The following is a 19,117-nucleotide window of genomic DNA, read 5'->3' as shown; positions in this document are numbered from 1 at the left end:
TCTCTTTCTGTTCAGGGGAAGCGCGGCGCCCGAGCGGCGTGCTGGGCGGGACACGGCTCGATCCGCGCGCAGCTCAGCAGACCACAGATGACTCGTCCCGGGTGCGGAAATCGCCGGGATCCGACCGACGAACTCGAAAGCAGTGGCTGTCGGTGTCGGCACGGCGACGCACTGCGGGCGCGCGTCAGGCCGGGGCGCGCGTCAGGCCGGGGCGCGCGTCAGGCCGGGGCGAGCCGGAGGGGCGGTCGTGCCTGGATCGGCGTCGTGCCGGGAGCCGTCGGTGCGATCCACTGCACGACGGGGCTGATCGGGGAGGAGCCCGGGCCGAAGGCGAAGCCGAAGTCGGTCGCACCGGCGATGGTCGGGCCGCCGACGTAGGCGTTCGCGGGATCGCCCTCGTCGAGGACGGACCAGCCCGCGGGCAGGGTGATCATCGATGCGTCGAAGAGGTCCGCCGGGATCACCACGAGCCCCTGGTAGCCGATCGCGTAGCAGTCGGCCGGTACCGTCAGCCGGAGCGTCGACGTCCCGCCGCGGACCGCGGGGTTGGTCGTCCACTGCATCGCGGGGAAGCCCCGCGGTCCGACCTCGATGGCCGACGAGACGGAGCCGGTGACGTCGCTCTCGGTCCACGTCGCCGTGGTCGTCCAGTTGCCCGACAGCTCACCCCACTCGACGTTGAAGCCCTTGGTGCCCGCCCGCACCCCGGCGGGGGCGATCATCGTGATCGTCCGGCCGTGGTCGTCGATCACCGTCCATCCCGCCGGCGCGACGACCGATCGCGCCGGCGAGAAGGCGTACTCCTCGAGGACGGTCAGGGTGAGAGTTCCGGTCCCGCGGACGACCGGGGCGTCGCGAGGAGGGGGCTGCAGGACGAGGAGCAGGAGGGACGACTCCTTCTGCACGCCCGTCGGGCCGTCCCACGCCACCCGGGCGGTGGGCCCGGCGGTGCTGGCCGCCGCCATCGGCGCGCCCACGGCGACCGCGACGACCGGAGTCGACCAGGCGGCACCGATCAGTGTGCGTCGCGCGAGGTCGGAGGGCCGGGGGGCGCGGACGCCGTGTGTGCTCATCGGGTTCAGTGTTCCGGCGGGGACGCCTCGCGGCAAGACCCTCTAGCGGACACGTCCGGTTGCGGACAGGAGGACCGCGCGAGCCTCGATCGCCGCGGACCCCGCTGCTCGCCGGTACGATCGACCACCGTGCCTCGCCGTTCCCCTGCCGACCTCAGCGCGGGCATCCGAGCGGCGGCGGAACGGCTGTTCCGGGAGCGGGGGTACTCGCGGGTCACGATCCGCGAGATCGCCGCCGAGGCGCAGGTGGATCCCGCCGTCGTGATCCGCAGGTCCGGATCGAAGGAGGCGCTGTTCCTCGAGGTGATGCAGGTGAGCATCCGGGACCGCCCGGAGCTGGACGTGCCGCTGCAGGACTTCGGCCGCACGTTCCTCGCGACGATGCTCGAGGACGAGCGCGACACGCAGGCGGTCTTCCTCGCCCTGGTGCGCGGCGGGAGCGAGCCCGCGATCGGCGCGAGGCTCCGCGCCGTGCACGAGGAGGCGTTCGTGGCCCCGCTGCGCGCTCGCATGGCGGGGTCGGACGCCGACCTGCGCGCTCGGCTGGCCGCTGCGCTCGTCGGGGGCCTGCTGCACTCGATGTGGGTGGTCGGCGACGAGGTGCTCCTCGCCACCGACCACGACCGGATCGTCGAGCGCTACGGCGACGCCTTGCAGAGCCTTCTGACGCCTAGGACCTGATCCGGTCGGCCGGTGTGCCCGCGGCTACTGCACCGACCAGCCGCCGTCGCTGGGCAGGATCGCCCCGTTGATGTTCACGCCGTCGTCGCTCAGCAGGAAGGTGATCGACGCCGCGAGCTGCTCCGCCGAGGCGACGGACGGGATGGCGCTCTGGAACGGGGCGAGGCGAGCACTGCCGACCTCGGAGACGTTCGGCGGGAAGGGGATCCCCGTGGCGACACCGCCCGGCGCGACCGCGTTCACGCGGATCCCGCTGCCCGCGTACATGAAGGCGGCGCTCTTCGTGAGCCCGACGACGCCGTGCTTGGACACCGTGTAGGCGTTGCCGGACGCGTTGCCGCGCAGCCCCGCCTCGGAGGCGACGTTGACGATCGATCCGGCCGCGGCCGCGAGCATCGCGGGGAGCACGGCGCGGGAGAGCTTGAAGCCGCCGGTGAGGTTGATGGCGATCACCCGGTCCCACACCGCGTCCGAGGTCTCATGGGCGGGGGAGAAGTCGTCGTTGATCCCGGCGATGTTGGCGAGGCCGTCGATCCGCTCACCGGCCGCCGCGACGATCGCGTCGATGTCGTCCTGCTTCGTGATGTCGCCGGCGACGGGCACAATCTCGGCGTCGGGCAGCGAGGCCGCGAACTCCTGGAGCCGCTCGGCCGAGATGTCGACGGCGACGACGCGCCCTCCTTCGCGGGCGATGCGGGAGGCGGTGGCGCGGCCGATCCCGGACGCCGCGCCGGTCACGATCACGGTCCTGCCCGTGAAGCGCCCGGCGACGACGCTCTCGCGCCAGCCCGTGCTCTCGACGGCCTCGGGCATGACGCCGCCGTTCGCCCGGAGCACCAGATCGTCGACGACGCTCTGCGTGAGCTGCCCCTGACTGAGCGCGACCAGCTGCTGCAGCGGCAGCGATCGCACCGGCGCCAGCTTCGCCTCGTCGAAGCCGCCGGCGGCGCCGCCGAGCACGTCGCGGATCAGAGCAGAGCCCTCGGGGTTATTCAGCCATTCCCCGATCGAGCTCTGGGCGGTGAGTGCGGGAGTCGTGGACATGAGTTCTCCTTCTGTGGTCGAGCAATCTGTCGTCGAGCAATGAAGTCAACTTAGTTGACTTCGAGGGGAGCATCCTGGTGCCGATACCCCGCCGGGGGCGACGCGACGGGAGAGAGGTCCCTCTCCGCGGGATCGTCGCGGCCCGGGCCGGGGGAGGCGGACACCGGACGGCCCGAGCCGGGCGACGGCGCGGTTCCGATCGCGCCCGTCGTAACCCGTCCGATGATCGTCGGGTCGCCTCGTCTCAGAGGGCTTCGAGCGCGTCCAGCGCCCGCTGGACCCCGTGCTCGGTCCGCATGAGACGGCCCACCTCCGCGGCCCGCTCGCGCCGCGACAGGGCGTCGGTCATCGCGGGCACGAGGATGCCGCCCGAGAGGCGGCGCAGGGCGACCGGTGCTGCGGCCAGTCCCTGCCGGTGCAGCTGGGCGGCCCAGAACGGCTGGTCGGCGGTGACGGGCACGACGACGGCCGGCACGCCGGCCCGGGCGACGGCGTGGGAGGTGCCGGCCCCGCCGTGGTGCACGGCGAGCGCCGCGCCCGGCAGGACCGCGTCGAAGGGCGCCGCCCGCACCGCCAGCACGTCGGAGCCGCGGGACTCCGCCGGCAGCGCCAGGCCGCCCCAGCCGGTGACGAGCAGGACCCGCAGGCCGTGGGCGCGGGCGGCCGAGACGATCGCGTCGCCGCGAGCCGAGGCGTCTCCGGTCGCCATCGAGCCGAACGACGCGACGAGGAAGGGTCCGCCGGCCAGGAACTCGGCGACGGCGGGATCGGGAGACGCCGACGACTCCGAGAACCACGCCCCCGTCTGGTGCACCCGCTCCGGCCAGTCGTCGGGCCGCGGCAGCAGCGCGGGGCTCACCGCCATGAGCGTCGCGCGCGACGGCGACCGCCCGGCCGGACGACGACCGCCCGGCAGCTCGGCGGCGGCGCGGGCGACGTCGGCCTCGAAGAGCCGCGCGGCACTGCGCGGCACGGCGTAGGTGTGCCGGTTGTAGGCGCCGAGGTCGCGGGTGGCCGTGGGACCGCCGGCGGCGGGGAAGCGCTCGCTCGGCGTGGCCACCGGCGCGAACTCCACCAGCACGCGGGGCACGCCGAGCGCGTCCGCCGCCATCGGCGCGCTGAGGATCAGCGGGTGGTGGACGACCACGTCGGGTTCGAAGGCGACCGTCTCCCGCACGGCGGTGGCGAGCATCCGCCGCATCGCGGGCCGCACCTCCCGGCGCAGGTGGTGCGCGAGAGCCCACGGGGTGCGACCGGCGGGGGAGAGCACCCGCCGAGCGTCCAGACCGAGGGCCACGGTGTCCACCCCCTCGGGGGCGTCCGCGTCGTCCGGCAGGGCCAGCAGAACCTCGTGACCGCGGGCGACGGCGTGCCGGGCGAGGGCCGCGAACGGCTCCACATCGCCCCGGGTGCCGGCGGTGGCGAGCATCATACGCATCCCCCCAGTGTGGCCCGCAAGTCATCACCCTGCGTTCCGAGGCCGGGTAGCCTCGGGCGAGTGACTGATGGCAGTGAGCGGACGGCGAGCACCGCGCCGCTCGGAATCGGTGCCGCCGTGCGCCGCCTCGTGCACATCTCGCGACCGGTGCTCTGGATCAACACCATCGGCTCCGGCCTCGTCGCCGTGTGGCTCACCGGCGCTCTGTTCGACCTGCGCGCCCTGCCGATCATCCTGTGGCTCACGCTGCCGTTCAATCTGCTGATCTACGGCGTGAACGACATCTACGACCAGGACACGGACGCGGCGAATCCCCGCAAGGGCTCGCTCGAGGGCGCGAGGATCCGGCAGTCCGAGGTGCGGCTCATCGCCTGGGCCGTCGCCGCGGTGAACCTGCCGTTCCTCGTCTACTTCCTCCTCGCGCTGCCGCCGCTCGCGAACGCCGCGATCCTGCTCTACGCGGGCGTCTTCGTCTTCTACTCCGCCCCGCCGCTGCGCTTCAAGGCGCGGCCGTTCCTCGACTCGCTGAGCAATGCGGCGTACGCGCTGCCCCTGGTCATCGTGCCCGCGGCCTTCGAGGTGTCGCCGGTCTGGCCCGCGGCCCTCGGCCTGATGGCCTGGAGCGTGGCCAAGCACGCCTTCGACGCGGTCCAGGACATCGTGGAGGACCGCGATGCGGGCATCACGACCACCGCGGTGCGGCTCGGCCCGCGGGGGACCGCCCTCTGGAGCGGGGCCTGGTGGATCGTCTCCACGGCGCTGTTCGCCGTGGTCAGCGTGCCGGTGGCCGCCGCCAACCTCCTGATCGCCGGCGTCCTCGTGGCGAGCCTGCTGCGCGCCCCGACGCCGGAGACCGGTCACCGCCTGTACCGGCTCTCGGTCGCCTTCCCGTACATCGCGGGGTCGTTCGCCGGAGTGCTGCTCCTCGTCTCGATCGTGCTCGGGGGCGAGTCGTGAGCCGCGTCGTCGTGGTCGGCGGCGGAATGGGCGGACTCACCGCCGCCGCGCTGCTCGCGCACGCGGGCCACCGCGTCACCCTGCTCGAGGCCTCCGCCGAGCTCGGTGGGAAGAGCCGTCGCCTCCGGCTGGGGGAGGACCGCATCGACACCGGGCCGTCCCTGGTGACGTTCCCCGCGGTGTGGGACGAGCTGCTGCGGCGCCTCGGCGACGACGGCCGCACGACCGACCGCGTCGGGGACGCCGGCCGGCTCGACCTGGTGCGGATGCCCGAGGTGGGCCGCTACTACTTCGACGGGGAGGAGACCTCCCTGCCGGTGGCGCCGGAGCACCCCTGGTACCCGGCCTGGCGCCGCTTCTCCGAGCTGCACGCGCCGCTCGCCGACGACGTGACCGAGCTGCTGCTCGCCGACCCCCTCGACCGCGCCGCCCTCCCCGCCCTGCGCAGGCTGCTGGCCGTCTACGGCTCGCGCCTCACCACGCGCGCCTACCTCGACAGCCTGCCGTGGCTGCCGGAGGGGCTGCGCGAGATCATCGCGATCCACACCCTCAACGCGGGTGTCTCGCCCTCGCGCACCCCCGCGCTCTACGCGAGCATGCCGGCGATCATGGCGGAGACCGGGGCCTGGGTGCCGCGCGGGGGCGTGTACGAGATCGTGCTCGCGCTGGGCCGGCTGGCCGAGGCGGCCGGGGTCGAGCTGCGCACCGGGGAGAGGGTCGTCCGCATCGAGCGCGGGTCGGTCACCACGGACGCCGGGCGGTATTCCGCCGACCTCGTCGTCAGTGCCGTCGACGCCGACCGGCTCGCCGCGCTGACGGGTCCGTCGCGGATCCCGGCGCTTCCCCGTCTGCGCCCCCGCACCCTCTCCTGCTCGGCGATCGCGGTGTACGGCGTGCTGCGGGAGGAGCTGCCGGCGGAGATCGCGACGCACAGCGTGGTGCTGCCGACGAAGCCGGCGGCTCTCCACCGCAGCCTCGAGGCGGGCGACGAGCCGGCGGACACCATGGTGTTCGTCAACCAGTACCGCGCGGGCGAGGTGTACCCGAATCCGCACAGCACCCTCGGCGTCCTGCTCACCGCGCCCGCCGACGGCGGTCGCTACACGGTCGAGCACCCCTTCGTGCGGCGCGAGGTCGACCGCGTCTCGGAGGCGATGGGGCTCGAGAGGCCTCTCACCGACTACCTCGCCGAGCAGACGGTGCTCGATCCGCAGTACTACGGCGAGGGCGGCGAGCCGCACGGCGCCCTCTACGGCGCGGCGCGTCCCTCCTGGCAGAGCGGGCCCTTCCACCGCCCCTCCTACAGCGACCCCTGGCGGCCCTGGCTGTGGCGGGTCGGCGCCTCGGTGCACCCCGGCGGTGGGATCCCGGCGGTCGTGGGCGGCGCGATGATCGCGGTGACACGGCTGCTGAAGTCGACCCCGGTCTAGCCGGGCCGGCCGGGATCCGCGAGGGCGGGGACGGTCGATCCGAGAGGGCGGGTCGGACCGAGAGGGCGGATCAGCCCGAGAGGGTGTAGGCGCTGGAGGGCCGGCCGGTCGTGTACCGGAGCGTGCGGGTGGCCCGGCCGGAGCCGACGAGGTACTCGAGGTAGCGGCGGGCACTGACGCGGGAGATCCCGACGGCCGCCCCGACCTCCGTCGCCGAGACGTCCACGTCGACGCGGAGGGCGCCGACGATCGACTCGAGCGTCTCGACGCTGAGGCCCTTCGGGGTGCTCGCCCCGCGAGGGCCCGGCGTGAAGAGCGCGTCGATCTCGCTCTGCTGGAGCCCCGAGGCGCCCTGGAACAGCCGGCGGTCGTGAGCGACCTCGTCGAGCCGGTTGCGCAGCGCCGAGGCGGTGAAGGGCTTGACGAGGTAGTGGTGCACTCCCGCCGCACGGGCCGCTCGGACGCTCTCCACGTCGCGCACGGCGGTGACGGCGATGAAGTCGGGTTGCGGGCCGGCCGCGGCGCGGACCGCCCGCAGGACCTCGAGCCCCGAGTGTCCCGGCAGATGGAAGTCGAGCAGGACCACGTCCGGGCGCCGCGCGAGGATCGCGGCGACGGCGGAGGGCCCGTCGAACGCGACCTCCTCGACGCGGAAGCCGGGGTGGGCGGCGACGAAGCGCTCGTGCAGCGTGGCGATCGAGGTGTCGTCGTCGACGATGACGACGGACAGCGGGGCGCTCACGAGGCACCTCGGGCCGCGGTCGCCGAGGGGAGGCCGAGGCGGGCGGTGAAGCGCGCGCCGCCCCAGGCCGATCCGCTCACGGCGACGGCGCCGTGGTTGCGCTCGGCGACGCGGCGCACGAGCGTCAGCCCGATGCCGCGGCCGTGGAGGCGGTGCTCGGCGCCGGCGCTTCCCCGCTTGGACGAGACGCCCTCCTCGAAGACGTGCTCGTAGCGGTCGGGGGCGATCCCCTCGCCGTCGTCGTCGACCTCGATCAGCAGCTCTCCGCGCTCGACGGAGAACGTCACCTGCACCCGGTGACCGGCGCCGCAGGCCTCCAGGGCGTTGTCGACCAGATTCCCGACGATCGTGACGACGTCGTCGCGCAGGACGGAGGGCAGGCGTCCGGCGAGCAGCTCGGCGTCCGGAGTGGAGGACACCGCGAGATCGATCCGGAGCTCCCGCGCGAGCGCGCTCTTGACCATCAGCAGCGCGGTGAGCTCGGGATCCTCCATCACCATCTCCGGAGCGATCGCCCCGCCGACGCCGAGCGGCCCGCTCGTGCCCAGGCGGGAGAGGAACGCCCTCGCGTCATCGACGCAGTCGAGCTCGAGCAGGCCGGAGACGACGTGCATGGTGTTCGCGAACTCGTGGGCCTGGGCCCGCAGGCCCGCGGTCAGGGACTGCGCGCCGTCCATGTCCTGCAGCAGCTGGTGCAGCTCGGTGTGGTCGCGCAGCAGGAGCGTCCCTCCGACCGTCCGGTCGCCCCTGCGGGTGCCCGTGCCGCGGGCGATCAGGATCCGCTCGCCCGCGAGCACGAGCCGTCCCTCCCGCTCTCCGGACTCGAGCACCTCGAGCAGCGGCGCGTCGAGCACGTCCTCCGCCCGCGGCGGTGCCTGCGCGGGATCGGGGGAGTGGCCGAGCAGGGCGCGTGCGGCGTCGTTGAACACGACGATGCGGCCCGTGTCGTCGACGGTGATCACGCCCTCGGAGAGCCGGTGGAGCATCGTCTCCTGCTGGGTGACGAGGGAGGCGATCTCGCTCGGCTCGAGCCGGAAGATCCGGCGCCGGATGATGGCGGTCACCCCGGCCGCGCCGAAGATGCCGAGAACGGCGGCGCCGCCCATCGCCCAGAGCAGCCAGCCCAGGTGACCGAGCAGATCCTCGCGCAGGGCGGACTCGAGGATCCCGACCGACGCGGTCCCGATCACGGCGCCCTGGGCGTCGAAGACGGGCACCTTCACGCGCCAGGACTCGCCGAGCGTTCCCGTCTGCGTGCCGACGAACGTGTCGCCGGCGAGCGGCACCGACGGATCGGTCGAGACGCGCTGCCCGATCCGCTCCGTGTCGGGGTGGGAGTAGCGCAGACCCTCGCGGTTCGTGACCACCACGTAGGTGACGTCGGAGGCCTCCCGGATCACCTCGGCGATCGGCTGGATCACGACCGAGGGGTCCTCGTCGTCGAAGGCCGCGGTGATCGCCGGCAGGTTCGCCACCGACCGGGCGACCCCGGTGATGCGGTCGAGGTAGGACGCCCGCAGGGAGCGCTCCTGGAGTGAGCCAGCGACGAGTCCGGTCGCGATGACGGCGACGGCGACGATCAGCGCCTGGAGAACCAGGAGCTGCACTCGAAGCGACAGTGCTCGACCCACCCGCCCATCATGACCCCCGCCCACCCGCCGCCGTGCCCGTCGAGATCGAAACGAGAGCGTTCGAGCGCAGACCAATAGTTACGGAACCGGCGTCTTAGTTCCGTAACCCCTGCCGTCCGCCGGGCGCTCACTAGCTTCTGTCGTGCGCACCGCGCCGTCCGCGGTCGCCGCGAACCCGCCCGATCCCGCACCCGGGCCCTTCTCAAAGGAGAGAAACCGCCATGCGAACCAAGCCCCTCCTCGTCGTGCTCGCCGCATCGACCCTCGCCCTCACCGCCTGCTCCTCCGGCGGAGACGCCGGAGCACCCGCCACCGGCTCCGGCGGCGGCTCGGGCGGCGCCGTCGAGTCGCTGCAGATCATCGTCCCCGCCGACCCCGGCGGCGGCTGGGACCAGACCGGACGATCGATGTCGCAGCTGCTCACCGCGCAGGACCTCGTCGGATCCGCGCCCGTCACCAACATCGGCGGAGCCGGCGGGACCGTCGGCCTCGCGGCGCTCGCCAACGAGCAGGACCCGAACACGCTGATGGTCACCGGTCTGGTGATGGTCGGCGCGGTGGAGACCAACGCCGCCGACGTGCGCATGGAGGACACGACCCCGATCGCGCGCCTCACCGAGGAGGCGCTCGTCGTCGTGGTCCCGGCCGAGTCCGAGTACGAGACCCTCCAGGACCTCACGGAGGCGATCGTCGAGAACGGCCAGGACGTCACCGTGACCGGCGGCTCCGCCGGCGGCGCGGACCACATCCTCGCCGGTCTCCTGCTCGAGGCCGCCGGCCTCTCCGGCACCGAGATCTCGGAGAAGCTCAACTACATCCCGAACTCCGGCGGCGGCGAGGCCGTGTCCCTGATCCTGGGGAACAACGTCGGCGCGGGCATCTCCGGCGTCGGCGAGTTCCTCGAGCACATCGACGCGGGCACCATGCGCGCCCTCGCGGTCTCGTCGGCCGAGCCGGTCGAGTCGCTGCCCGACGTCGAGACGATGGCTGACGCGGGCTACGACGTGACCCTCACCAACTGGCGCGGCGTGCTCGCGCCGTCCGGCCTGTCCGAGGAGGAGACCGCCGCGCTGACCGACCTCGTCACGGAGCTGCACGCCAGCGAGCAGTGGACGAGCGAGCTCGACACGCGCGGCTGGACCGACGCGTTCCTCACCGGCGACGAGTTCGGCGACTTCCTCGAGACCGACATCACGGAGGTCGGCGCGACGCTGAAGAACATCGGCCTGGTCGACTGATGTCCCGGTCCGCACCTCCCGTCTCGCAGGCAGGGGCGGTCGCCGCCCCTCCTGCGGACGGCGAGCGGGCACGGAGGATCGGCGAGCTGATCTTCGTCGTGCTCGCCGTCGCCCTCGGCGTGTTCGTCTTCGTCGGAGCGTTCTCCATCCGGGTCCCCGGGGCCGGCACCCAGGTCGGCCCGCGGGTGTTCCCCTTCCTCGTCAGCGGGATCCTCACCCTCTCCGCCGTCATGGTCCTCGTCGACGTCCTCCGAGGCCGCCTCGGGCCGCAGGAGGAGGGCGAGGACATCGACGCCCACGCCCCGACCGACTGGGTGACCCTCGGCAAGCTCGTCGCCTTCGTCGTCGCCCACATCGCCCTGATCGACGTCATCGGCTGGGCCCTGTCCGCGGCGCTGCTGTTCGGCGGCGTCGCCTGGTCCCTCGGCGCGAAGAAGTGGTGGGTCGCACTGCTCGTCGGACTCGCGCTCGGGCTCACCGTGCAGATCCTCTTCGGCGGACTGCTCGGCCTCTCCCTGCCCCTGGGCCCCCTGCTCGGCTGGCTGCAGCCCCTCCTCGACCTGATCGGACGCTGACATGGACAACATCGGCGCCCTCCTCGAGGGCTTCGCGACCGCCGCCCAGCCGCAGTACCTGGTCTTCGCCTTCCTCGGCGTCCTCGTCGGGACCGCCGTCGGCGTGCTCCCCGGCATCGGGCCGGCGATGACCGTCGCCCTGCTGCTCCCGCTCACCTACACGCTCGATCCCACCGCGGCGCTGATCACCTTCGCGGGCATCTACTACGGCGGCATGTACGGCGGATCCACCACCAGCATCCTCCTGAACACCCCCGGTGAGTCGGCGTCGATCGTCACCGCGCTCGAGGGCAACAAGATGGCCAAGGTCGGCCGCGGAGCCGCGGCGCTCGCGACCGCGGCGCTCGGCTCCTTCGTCGCCGGCACCGTCGCCACCGTGCTGCTCACCCTCCTCGCGCCGACCATCGCCGCCTGGGCGGTCAACCTGGCCCCGGCCGACTACGTCGCCCTGATGGTGATCGCCTTCATCACCGTCGGCGCGCTCCTCGGCTCCTCGGTCTGGCGGGGACTGAGCTCACTCGGACTGGGCCTGTTCGTCGGGCTCGTCGGGACCGAGATCCTCTCCGGCCAGCAGCGCTACACCTTCGGCCTGCTGCCGCTCGCGGACGGCATCGACGTCGTCCTGGTCGCCGTCGGGCTCTTCGCCGTGGGCGAGACGCTCTACGTCGCGTCCCGGATGCGGCACGGCGGTGTCCAGGTCATCCCCGTCACCCGGGGCTGGCGCAGCTGGATGACCCGCGAGGACTGGAAGCGCTCGTGGAAGCCGTGGCTGCGCGGGACCGCTATCGGCTTCCCGATCGGCACGATCCCCGCCGGCGGCGCGGATGTGGCGACGTTCCTGTCCTACGCGACCGAGCGCAAGCTCTCGAAGCACAAGCACGAGTTCGGTCGCGGGGCGATCGAGGGCGTCGCGGGTCCGGAGTCGGCGAACAACGCGGCGGCCGCCGGTGTCCTCGTCCCGCTGCTGACGCTCGGCCTGCCGACGACGGCGACCGCGGCGATCATCCTCTCGGCCTTCCAGAGCTACGGCATCCAGCCGGGACCGCAGCTGTTCACGAACCAGCCCGGCCTGGTCTGGGCGCTGATCGCGAGCCTCTACATCGGCAACGTGATGCTGCTGGTGCTGAACCTGCCGCTCGTGGGGATGTGGGTGAAGCTCCTGCAGATCCCGCGTCCGTACCTCTACGCGGGGATCCTGACCTTCGCGGTCCTCGGCGCGTACGCCGTGAACTTCTCGACCGTGGACATCGTGATCCTGCTCGTCATCGGCGTCGTCGGCTACTTCCTCCGCCGCTTCGGCTACCCCGTCGCGCCGCTGGTCATCGGGCTGATCCTCGGCCCGATGGCGGAGGCGCAGTTGCGCCGGGCACTGCAGCTGTCGCAGGGCGACCTGACGGCGCTGGTCACCCGGCCGTTCGCGGCCGTCTGCTACCTCGCGCTGATCGTCATCATCGGACTGGGGCTGTTCCTGCGCTCTCGGCAGAACCGGATGGAGCGCGCGATCGCCGCCGCGACCGTCGTCGACGAGTCGCTGCAGTCGGCCGTCGACACCGCGTACCGTCCCGGCGAGCGTCCGACGGACATCGACACCGAGGGCGTCAACACGGTCACCGGGACGACCGGGATCCGGACCACTCCGCGCGAGCGCCGGCGGAGGAAGTGAGGGACCCCGGAGGGGAGGCCGACCGCGGTGCCCCCCTCCGCGGTGCCCCCCTCCGCTGTGCTCCCCTCCGCGGCGCGAGCGTCCGGCACCGAGCGGGTAGCGTGATCGCGTGCCAGCGCCGTCCGGATTCGACCGCTTCCTCGAGGCGGGGTTCGACTTCCCCCTGCTGCTCGCGGTGCCGATCGTGCTCATCGGGGCCGTCGCGCTCGGGGTCGTCGTGGTCGTCTCCCGCCAGCTGGCGGCGCCGCGGGCGCTGATCGCCGCGAGCGCGACCGGCGGCGTCGTCGTGCGCGGAGGGCCTGACTTCGCCCGACTGCTCGTGTTCGCCGATCCGACGCTGGCTCATCCGGGGCTCCGCCCGTACGTGGTCCTGGTTCCCTCCGCAGACGTCCTGACCCTGCTCGCCGGCCCGGACGAGGCCGAGGTGCTGTGGGACGAGATCCGCCGCGTGGAGTGGCGGACGGCCGGTCCGCGCGGCCGGCGGGAGCTCGTGCTCTCGTTCACGCGCGGCAAGCGGCTGCGGTCGGTCCTGCTGCGTCCCGTCGAGGAGCCGGGCCTGCTCGGGCTGCGGGCCGCGGGGACCCGGAGCGTCGAACGGCTGAGGTCCCGGCTGCTCGCCCACGTGCCCGAGACGCCTCCGGAGTCCGGGACGACGACGGCGCCGTGGGGCAGCCGCAACTCCGGGGCGGACCGGCGCGCCTGAGGCGAGCACAGGCGGCCGCCGCGAGCAGGTCGGACGCGAGCTCTCCCTCCAGGCGCACAGCCTCGCCGCGATCTCCCGGCGCGAGGTCACGTGGCGCTGAGCGGGCCCGGTGCTCGAGCAGATCGACCGCGCCCTCGCGTCCGCCCTCGTCGGCCTGCTCGGCCAGGGCGAGCGCGAGCACGGACGAGCGCGAGCACCGCCGGGTGCGGATCCCGACGCGGCTATCCGGCGTCGTCGCCGGGGAGCGGCGGCACCGTCTCGACGTCGACGCGCTCCGCGCGGACCGGCTCGGTCACCGTCTGCAGGGCGAGGATGCGGTCGATCACCACGTGCACGCGCTCGACGGGGACGACCCGGGTGCTGAGGACCGGCTCCTCGGCGTGCAGGACGAGGGTGATCGGCTCGGGGCCGTCCCGCGAGGGCTCGACCTCGCGAGCGCCGTCGAGCGGCTCGCCGTCGAGCGGCTCCCGCTCGATCACGAGCTCCTCGCGGCGGAGCGTGACGGTGATCGTCCGCTCCTCGGTGACGACGACCTTGCGGACGCGCAGGCGCTCCGTCGGGGTCCAGACGGTCGTGACGTCGAGGCGCTCCTCGGAGCGGACGACGGTGATCGGGTCCTCTCCGGCGGTCCGGGGTCCGGGGTCGCTCATCGGTCGGGATGTCCGGCGGTCTCGCGGAGCTCGCGACCGTCCTGGACGTCCTCGGCGTGCTTCTTCGCCTTCTTCTCGCTCTGGCGGGTGTCGCGCGGCGGGAGCTGGATGTGCTCCTCCGCCTCGATGCCGGCCTGCAGCTGGCGGCCGCGCTCGAGCTCGGCGTCGAACTCCGCTCCGTAGAGCAGGGCGAGGTTGGTGATCCAGAGCCAGAGGAGGAAGACGATGACGCCGCCGAGCGCGCCGTAGGTCTTGTTGTAGTTGCTGAAGTTGGCGACGTAGAACGCGAAGCCGACGGAGGCGAGGGCCCAGACGACGAGGGCGAGGATCGAGCCGAGGCTGGTCCAGCGGAACTTCGGCTGCCGCACGTTGGGCGACCAGTGGTAGAGGACGGCGACGATGACGACCATGATCGCGATCAGCACGGGCCACTTGACGATGCTCCACACGGTCAGGGCGACGTCGCCCAGGCCGATCGCGTCGCCGATGGTCTGCGCGATCGGACCGCTGAGCACGAGGGTCAGGCCGGCGACCACGAGGAGGACGACGGTCACCAGGGTGACGCCGAGCATCGTGGGGCGCAGCTTCCAGATCGGGCGGCCCTCGTCGATCTCGTAGACGCGGTTCATCCCGCGGCCGAACGCGCCGACGTAGCCGGAGGCGGACCACAGCGCACCGAGGACACCGGTGACGAACGCGAGACCGGCGGCGGGGGTGGAGGTGAGCTCCTGCAGGGGTCCGCGGATCGTGTCGAGCACGTCGGCCGAGACGAAGCCGCCGGCGATCTCGAGCACAGTGTCCGTGGTCGTCTCGGCCTGGCCGAACAGGCCGAGGATCGACACGATCGCGAGCAGGCCCGGGAACAGGGCGAGGACGGCGTAGTAGGTGAGTCCCGCGGCGATGTCCGTGCACTGGTCGGCGCCGAACTCGCGCAGCGTCTTCTTCAGGACGTAGCCCCAGGAGCGCTGGGTGACGTCCGTCGGGTCGTCGGGCTTGCGGGTGTCGTCAGGGTCCGGTGCGGTGCGGTCGCGCTCGGTGCTGGTCTGGGCCACGGTCGTCCTCGATCTGCTCACGCGGGAAGCGCTGGGGGGAAGGAAAGGGGGTGCCGGCAGCAGGGGGCGCTGAGCCTCCCGCTGCCGGCGGGGTGGATCAGAGGCCGTCGCGGTCGCGGCGCGGGGTGACGCCGTCGTCCTCGACCTCGATCTCCTCGTGCCGGACGTCCTCGGTGACCTGCTGCTGCTCGGTGACCGTCTCGGTGCCGAGCGATACGCGCTCGACGGGGACGGTCTCCTTGGCGGCGACGACGCGGTCCTCGCCGAGCACGACCTCGTGCTCCTCCTCGCTGAGCTCGGGGCCCGCGGTCGCGGCGCCGACGTTCGCGTCGGTGATCGGCTCGCGGACGACGCGGACCTCGTCGTGGCTGACGGGAACGGTGACGCTCTGCTGCTCGGTGACGATGTGCTTGCGCAGGCGCGCCCGGCCCGCCTCGACGCGCTCCGTGCCGACGCGCAGCTGCTCCTCCGAGCGGGTCATCGCGTCGTCCGTGGTGGGGCCGGAGGTGTCGTGCCCGACCGAGGTGTCGACGCCGGTGGTGGTGCCGGTGCCGGCGGCCGCTGCGTCGAAGCCGGCGGCGCTGTCGACGTTGTCGGTCTCGGGGGCCGCGGCCGCGCCGCTGAGGTTGTAGTAGCGGTAGAGCTCGGCCTCCTCGTCGGCGTTCAGAGAGCCGTCCGCGTCGATGCGCGGGGCGTCCTTGACGAAGGACTTGTCGTAGGCGACCGTCAGGCGGTCGGTGTCGAACGAGGCGCCCTCGAGCGGGACGAACGACTCGGAGGTGCCGAAGAGGCCGGTGCGCACGGTCGCCCAGACGGGAGTGCCGGAGTCGTCGGCGACGTAGACCTGCTCGACCGAGCCGATCTTGTCGCCGTCCGAGTCGTAGACGGTGGATCCGGTGAGGCGGTCGGTGTCAGTGCTGTCGATCATGGGGGGAGTCCTTCTCTTCCGAAGCGGAGTGCGGAGACGGGAGCTCCGGTCGAGTCGCGGGGGGATCGGGACGGGCGACCGGTGGAGCTTCCGGCCCCGACGCTACGACCGCAGTTCTCGGAAGGGACGTCGGTTGACAGGAGGCCCGTCGGCGCGAGATCCTCCGCCGACTCGGGACGGCCGGCCGTCCCGGCCGGTGCCGGACGGACTCCCGCTCCGGACGTCCGCGCGGACCCGTCTCAGCCGTTCCGCTCCGGGCGGAGGAGGCGCCCCACCTCGTCGACGATCGTGTCCAGCGCGGAGTACCGGGAGATCGACGCCGCCATCCCGACCGCTCGCTCGCGGTACGAGGCGTCGCGCAGGACGGCGGTGATCGCGGTGTGCAGCGCGGGGACGGACGGCCGCCCGGTCTTCAGGTCGACGCCGACGCCGAAGTGCGCGACCCGGGCGGCGACCTCGGGCTTGTCCTCCGCGGCGCCGGCGACCACGAGGGGCACGCCGTGGCTGAGGGCCAGGAGGGTGCCGCCGAAGCCGCCGTTGGTCACCATCACGGAGGTCAGGGGCAGCAGCTGCTCGTAGGGCAGGAACTCGGCGGCGCGGGCGTTCGCCGGGAGCGGGCCGAGGGAGGAGAGCGGTGCACGGCCGGTGCTCACCACGACGAGCACGTCCTCGTGCGCGAGCGCCTCGAGGGTGGGGCGCACGACCTTCGCGAGGTCGTGGTTGTCGAGGGTCCCCTGGGTGACGTGCACGACGGGGCGACCGTCGTGCAGGTCCGCCCACCAGTCGGGCAGAGCGGTCGCCCCCGGAGCCTGCGGGATCGGTCCGGCGAAGACCACGTTCGGGCTGAGGTCCGTGCGCGGGTACTCGAACTCCGCCGGGCCCAGCTGCACGAAGCGGTCGAACGCCGCGGTGAGGTCGAGCACGAAGGTGCGCAGCGGCACACCCGCCGCCTCCTCGACCAGCCGCGCCGCGAGCCTCTGGGTCGACGCGAAGAGCAGGTGGGCCACGAGGAGGTTCAGGGCGCGGTTCCGCAGCCGCCCGATCGCAGTGGAGGACGGGGGCAGCGCCGTGTTGAACGGGGCCACGTCGCGGCTGACCTGCACGAGGGGGCCGATGCCGACGCCGACGATCGGCGGTCGCGACGCCGGGTCCGCCTCGAGCAGGGGCAGGATGCCGGCGAAGAAGGAGTCGGTCAGGACGAGGTCGATCCGCTCGCGGTCGAGGATCGCGCGGACGGCACGGTGCTGCTCCGGGATGGTCACGACGAACGTCTGCTCGACCTGGTAGCGCGAGAGCGCCAGACCTCGGTGCCGGTGCAGATCGGGCAGGAAGCTCGCCTCGTCGCGCTCGTCGAAGTCGGCGCGCCCCGTCAGCGGCTCGTGGTGCAGGCCCGCGTCGTGCACGCGCTCCTCGAAGGAGGAGCCGGTCAGCACGATCACGTGGTGACCCCGCTCGGCGAGACGCCTCCCGAGGGCGATCAGGGGTGCGAGGTGGCCGTACAGGGGAGTGCTGCAGAGCAGGATGGTGGCCACGTCGGCTCCTCGGTCAGGTCGGTTCGGGGTGGTGCTCGGGGGAGTGCGGGGGGTTCTCGGGAGATCCGGAGTGTGCCTCCGGGAGGAGCAGGCGGGTGAGGGCGTTCCCGAGGAACCGCTCGAGCTGCTCGGGGCTCCAGCCGCGGTCGAGGGCGAGCAGGTTCCACAGCTGCGGGCTGGCGAGGGCGTAGAGGATGTCGCCCGCCTCCTCGGGGGTCATGCCGTCCCGCAGCGGCCCGCGGACGAGTCGCGCGAACGCCTGCTGATCGGCGAGGCGTCCGGCGCTCTGCCGGGCGAGGTCCTCGCCGAGGGCCGGGTCGTCCTGCGCGGCGGCGGCCATCACGTTCCACAGCGGTGCGGCCCGCTGGGGAGCGTCGCGATCGGTGCGGCGCCGACGACCGCGGAGGAGGCCGAGCAGCCCGGGTCGCCGATGTCACTCCCGGCACCGAGGAGGGGATCCCCGACAGGACCGCGTGACGCGCCGCGACGTCAGCGGGCGGGCCGCCCGGAGCTGCGACAGGACGTGCCCGAGGGCCGGTCGACTACCGGGCGGTTCTTCCCTCGGGAGGAGGAGGCGTGAGGTGCACGGCGAAGAAGTCGGTGATCCGCTCGAGCGTCTCGAGGATCACCGTGCGATCGCGTCCGGCGACGAAGTCGTGGTCCGACCCGACGAACACGTGGTGCTCCGTGGGCACGCCCCCGCTCCGGAGCCGCGCGGCGAGCTCGGCGCCCTCGGGGGCGAGGGTGTCGTCCCCTCCGGTCAGCACGAGCGTCGGCGGCATGGCCGCGGCCAGCGCGCTGTCGCGGGACGGAGACGCGAGCGGTTCCCGCTGGCGCTCGGTGTCGGGGAAGTAGGCCCACCCGACGAAGCGCTGCACGAAGGGACTGATGGCCGGGCGGCGGACGCCCGATGTCCGGTCCGTGCGGATCACGTCCGTCACCGGGACGACGAGCGCGACGGCCAGGGGAGCCGGCAGCGCTGCGGTGTGCAGCTGCTGGCAGACGTTGATCGCCAGCTTCGCCCCGGCGCTGACGCCACTGAGCAGGAGACGATCCCCGGACCACCCCGCTCCGGTCTCCGCCTGCAGCCACCGGGCGATGTCGTAGGCCTCCTCCTCGGCGACCGGATACTGCACGCGCGGGCCGGTGTCGTAGTCCGGCAGCACCACGACGGCGCCGAGCCGATCCGCCAGCGCTCGGGCGATGTGCAGGTCCTGCTCGGGGTACCGGTTGACGAAACCGCCGCCGTGCAGCTGCAGCACGACCGGAGCGTCCGGGTCGTCGACGGCGGGGCGCTGCACCACCGCGCGGACGGAGCCGTGCCGCGTCGGGATCCGCAGGTCCGTCGGGGCGGGCAGCGGCGTGCTCGGGTCCGGGAGTCCGCGCGGAGATCCGACGCGAACGCGCGACCCTGCGTTCGCGAGGGCCCAGAACAGCGGGCTGAGAGGACGGCGGGCGGGCACGCCTCCACCGTACCGAGCGGGGAGAGGCGGAGCCGTCGCGGGGCCGAGTCCCGCTCCTGCGAGGCCGTCGAGCTCGCCTCGGACCCGCTGACGGTCCCCGACAGCGGCGTCGGCCGTCACGCCGGAGAAGCGTCGTAGCGCGGATATCGGCGTTCCGGCGAGGGAACGGAGCGCGACGACTCCGAGAGCGGCGACCGTGCCGTCAGCCCTCGGGCCGGGTTCCCGCATCCGGCGGAGCTTTCCGGCGGCGCGTGCGAACGGCGATGTCGACAAGAGTGATGGTGGCGCCCCGTCCGTTCACTCGCAAGCCCGAGAGT

The 19,117-nt window shown here is 73.1% G+C and carries 18 protein-coding genes; 7 read left to right on the top strand and 11 right to left on the bottom strand.

Annotation, left to right across the window (positions count from 1 at the left end; all coding sequences use genetic code 11):
* Window positions 1-218: 218 nt before the first annotated feature.
* Window positions 219-1,073 carry a hypothetical protein gene (locus HRK28_RS17060; protein ID WP_173252505.1) on the bottom strand — a complete coding sequence of 285 codons (855 nt, stop codon included), beginning with the start codon at window positions 1,071-1,073 and terminating at the stop codon, window positions 219-221.
* A 129-nt stretch (window positions 1,074-1,202) separates the two neighbouring features.
* On the opposite strand from HRK28_RS17060, the gene HRK28_RS17055 reads away from it, so the two are divergent.
* Window positions 1,203-1,754, top strand: coding sequence for a TetR/AcrR family transcriptional regulator (locus tag HRK28_RS17055; RefSeq protein WP_173252504.1), 552 nt, complete (start codon window positions 1,203-1,205; stop codon window positions 1,752-1,754).
* Window positions 1,755-1,778: 24 nt separating this feature from the next.
* On the opposite strand, the gene HRK28_RS17050 is transcribed toward HRK28_RS17055, so the two are convergent.
* Both HRK28_RS17050 and HRK28_RS17045 read right to left on the bottom strand, forming a co-directional pair.
* Window positions 1,779-2,798 carry an SDR family NAD(P)-dependent oxidoreductase gene (locus HRK28_RS17050; protein WP_173252503.1) on the bottom strand — a complete coding sequence of 340 codons (1,020 nt, stop codon included), beginning with the start codon at window positions 2,796-2,798 and terminating at the stop codon, window positions 1,779-1,781.
* Window positions 2,799-3,042: 244 nt separating this feature from the next.
* Window positions 3,043-4,236 carry a glycosyltransferase gene (locus HRK28_RS17045; protein WP_173252502.1) on the bottom strand — a complete coding sequence of 398 codons (1,194 nt, stop codon included), beginning with the start codon at window positions 4,234-4,236 and terminating at the stop codon, window positions 3,043-3,045.
* Between the two features lie 60 nt (window positions 4,237-4,296).
* Between HRK28_RS17045 and HRK28_RS17040 the strand changes: the two genes are divergently transcribed.
* Together HRK28_RS17040 and HRK28_RS17035 are read left to right on the top strand one after the other, a co-directional pair.
* Window positions 4,297-5,193, top strand: a complete 897-nt coding sequence (locus tag HRK28_RS17040) for a UbiA family prenyltransferase (RefSeq protein WP_173252501.1) — start codon at window positions 4,297-4,299, stop codon at window positions 5,191-5,193.
* Window positions 5,190-6,623 carry an FAD-dependent oxidoreductase gene (locus tag HRK28_RS17035; RefSeq protein ID WP_173252500.1) on the top strand — a complete coding sequence of 478 codons (1,434 nt, stop codon included), beginning with the start codon at window positions 5,190-5,192 and terminating at the stop codon, window positions 6,621-6,623. Before HRK28_RS17040 ends, HRK28_RS17035 begins: the two co-directional genes overlap by 4 nt.
* Window positions 6,624-6,693: 70 nt before the next feature.
* Here HRK28_RS17035 and HRK28_RS17030 read toward each other — a convergent pair whose 3' ends face one another.
* Together HRK28_RS17030 and HRK28_RS17025 are read right to left on the bottom strand one after the other, a co-directional pair.
* Window positions 6,694-7,365 carry a response regulator gene (locus HRK28_RS17030; RefSeq protein WP_173252499.1) on the bottom strand — a complete coding sequence of 224 codons (672 nt, stop codon included), beginning with the start codon at window positions 7,363-7,365 and terminating at the stop codon, window positions 6,694-6,696.
* Entirely contained in the window at window positions 7,362-8,972 is a 1,611-nt protein-coding gene (locus tag HRK28_RS17025) for a sensor histidine kinase (protein ID WP_173252498.1), read from the bottom strand. The genes HRK28_RS17030 and HRK28_RS17025 overlap by 4 nt, the downstream gene beginning before the upstream one ends.
* Before the next feature lie 245 nt (window positions 8,973-9,217).
* Here HRK28_RS17025 and HRK28_RS17020 point away from each other — a divergent pair, with 245 nt between their 5' ends.
* The 4 genes from HRK28_RS17020 to HRK28_RS17005 all read left to right on the top strand — a co-directional run bounded on the left by HRK28_RS17020 (window position 9,218) and on the right by HRK28_RS17005 (window position 13,175).
* Window positions 9,218-10,234, top strand: a complete 1,017-nt coding sequence (locus HRK28_RS17020) for a tripartite tricarboxylate transporter substrate binding protein (protein ID WP_173252497.1) — start codon at window positions 9,218-9,220, stop codon at window positions 10,232-10,234.
* Window positions 10,234-10,809 carry a tripartite tricarboxylate transporter TctB family protein gene (locus tag HRK28_RS17015; protein WP_160089503.1) on the top strand — a complete coding sequence of 192 codons (576 nt, stop codon included), beginning with the start codon at window positions 10,234-10,236 and terminating at the stop codon, window positions 10,807-10,809. The genes HRK28_RS17020 and HRK28_RS17015 overlap by 1 nt, the downstream gene beginning before the upstream one ends.
* 1 nt (window position 10,810) lies before the next feature.
* The gene (locus tag HRK28_RS17010) at window positions 10,811-12,472 is read left to right on the top strand and encodes a tripartite tricarboxylate transporter permease (RefSeq protein WP_160089501.1); all 1,662 of its coding nucleotides are present in this window, start codon (window positions 10,811-10,813) and stop codon (window positions 12,470-12,472) included.
* A gap of 109 nt (window positions 12,473-12,581) precedes the next feature.
* Window positions 12,582-13,175 carry a hypothetical protein gene (locus HRK28_RS17005; protein WP_173252496.1) on the top strand — a complete coding sequence of 198 codons (594 nt, stop codon included), beginning with the start codon at window positions 12,582-12,584 and terminating at the stop codon, window positions 13,173-13,175.
* 221 nt (window positions 13,176-13,396) lie between these two features.
* Here HRK28_RS17005 and HRK28_RS17000 read toward each other — a convergent pair whose 3' ends face one another.
* The 6 genes from HRK28_RS17000 to HRK28_RS16975 all read right to left on the bottom strand — a co-directional run bounded on the left by HRK28_RS17000 (window position 13,397) and on the right by HRK28_RS16975 (window position 18,800).
* Window positions 13,397-13,825, bottom strand: coding sequence for a YsnF/AvaK domain-containing protein (locus HRK28_RS17000; protein ID WP_173252495.1), 429 nt, complete (start codon window positions 13,823-13,825; stop codon window positions 13,397-13,399).
* Entirely contained in the window at window positions 13,822-14,877 is a 1,056-nt protein-coding gene (locus HRK28_RS16995) for a YihY/virulence factor BrkB family protein (RefSeq protein ID WP_173252494.1), read from the bottom strand. Before HRK28_RS16995 ends, HRK28_RS17000 begins: the two co-directional genes overlap by 4 nt.
* A gap of 97 nt (window positions 14,878-14,974) precedes the next feature.
* Entirely contained in the window at window positions 14,975-15,805 is an 831-nt protein-coding gene (locus tag HRK28_RS16990; protein ID WP_160089493.1) for a DUF2382 domain-containing protein, read from the bottom strand.
* A 239-nt stretch (window positions 15,806-16,044) separates the two neighbouring features.
* A complete protein-coding gene (locus HRK28_RS16985) occupies window positions 16,045-17,337 on the bottom strand; it encodes a glycosyltransferase (protein ID WP_173252493.1) in 1,293 nt (430 codons plus the stop codon).
* Window positions 17,338-17,350: 13 nt separating this feature from the next.
* The gene (locus HRK28_RS16980) at window positions 17,351-17,677 is read right to left on the bottom strand and encodes a hypothetical protein (RefSeq protein WP_173252492.1); all 327 of its coding nucleotides are present in this window, start codon (window positions 17,675-17,677) and stop codon (window positions 17,351-17,353) included.
* A gap of 202 nt (window positions 17,678-17,879) precedes the next feature.
* Complete coding sequence (locus HRK28_RS16975) at window positions 17,880-18,800, bottom strand: alpha/beta hydrolase (RefSeq protein WP_173252491.1); 921 nt, start codon at window positions 18,798-18,800, stop codon at window positions 17,880-17,882.
* Window positions 18,801-19,117 lie beyond the last annotated feature (317 nt).

The sequence above is a fragment of the Rathayibacter sp. VKM Ac-2835 genome, assembly GCF_013266705.1.
Lineage (GTDB): Bacteria > Actinomycetota > Actinomycetes > Actinomycetales > Microbacteriaceae > Rathayibacter.
Note: the sequence above shows the minus strand (reverse complement) of the source record. Positions and strands in the feature narration are given on the sequence as shown.

What these genes read in the sequence shown, in the direction of transcription:
- HRK28_RS17000 (WP_173252495.1), bottom strand. Translation starts at nt 13,825, where the DNA reads ATGAGCGACCCCGGACCCCGGACCGCCGGAGAGGACCCGATCACCGTC.
- HRK28_RS17050 (WP_173252503.1), bottom strand. Translation starts at nt 2,798, where the DNA reads ATGTCCACGACTCCCGCACTCACCGCCCAGAGCTCGATCGGGGAATGG.
- HRK28_RS17010 (WP_160089501.1), top strand. Translation starts at nt 10,811, where the DNA reads ATGGACAACATCGGCGCCCTCCTCGAGGGCTTCGCGACCGCCGCCCAG.
- HRK28_RS17045 (WP_173252502.1), bottom strand. Translation starts at nt 4,236, where the DNA reads ATGCGTATGATGCTCGCCACCGCCGGCACCCGGGGCGATGTGGAGCCG.
- HRK28_RS16990 (WP_160089493.1), bottom strand. Translation starts at nt 15,805, where the DNA reads ATGATCGACAGCACTGACACCGACCGCCTCACCGGATCCACCGTCTAC.
- HRK28_RS17020 (WP_173252497.1), top strand. Translation starts at nt 9,218, where the DNA reads ATGCGAACCAAGCCCCTCCTCGTCGTGCTCGCCGCATCGACCCTCGCC.
- HRK28_RS16980 (WP_173252492.1), bottom strand. Translation starts at nt 17,677, where the DNA reads ATGGCCGCCGCCGCGCAGGACGACCCGGCCCTCGGCGAGGACCTCGCC.
- HRK28_RS17015 (WP_160089503.1), top strand. Translation starts at nt 10,234, where the DNA reads ATGTCCCGGTCCGCACCTCCCGTCTCGCAGGCAGGGGCGGTCGCCGCC.
- HRK28_RS17060 (WP_173252505.1), bottom strand. Translation starts at nt 1,073, where the DNA reads ATGAGCACACACGGCGTCCGCGCCCCCCGGCCCTCCGACCTCGCGCGA.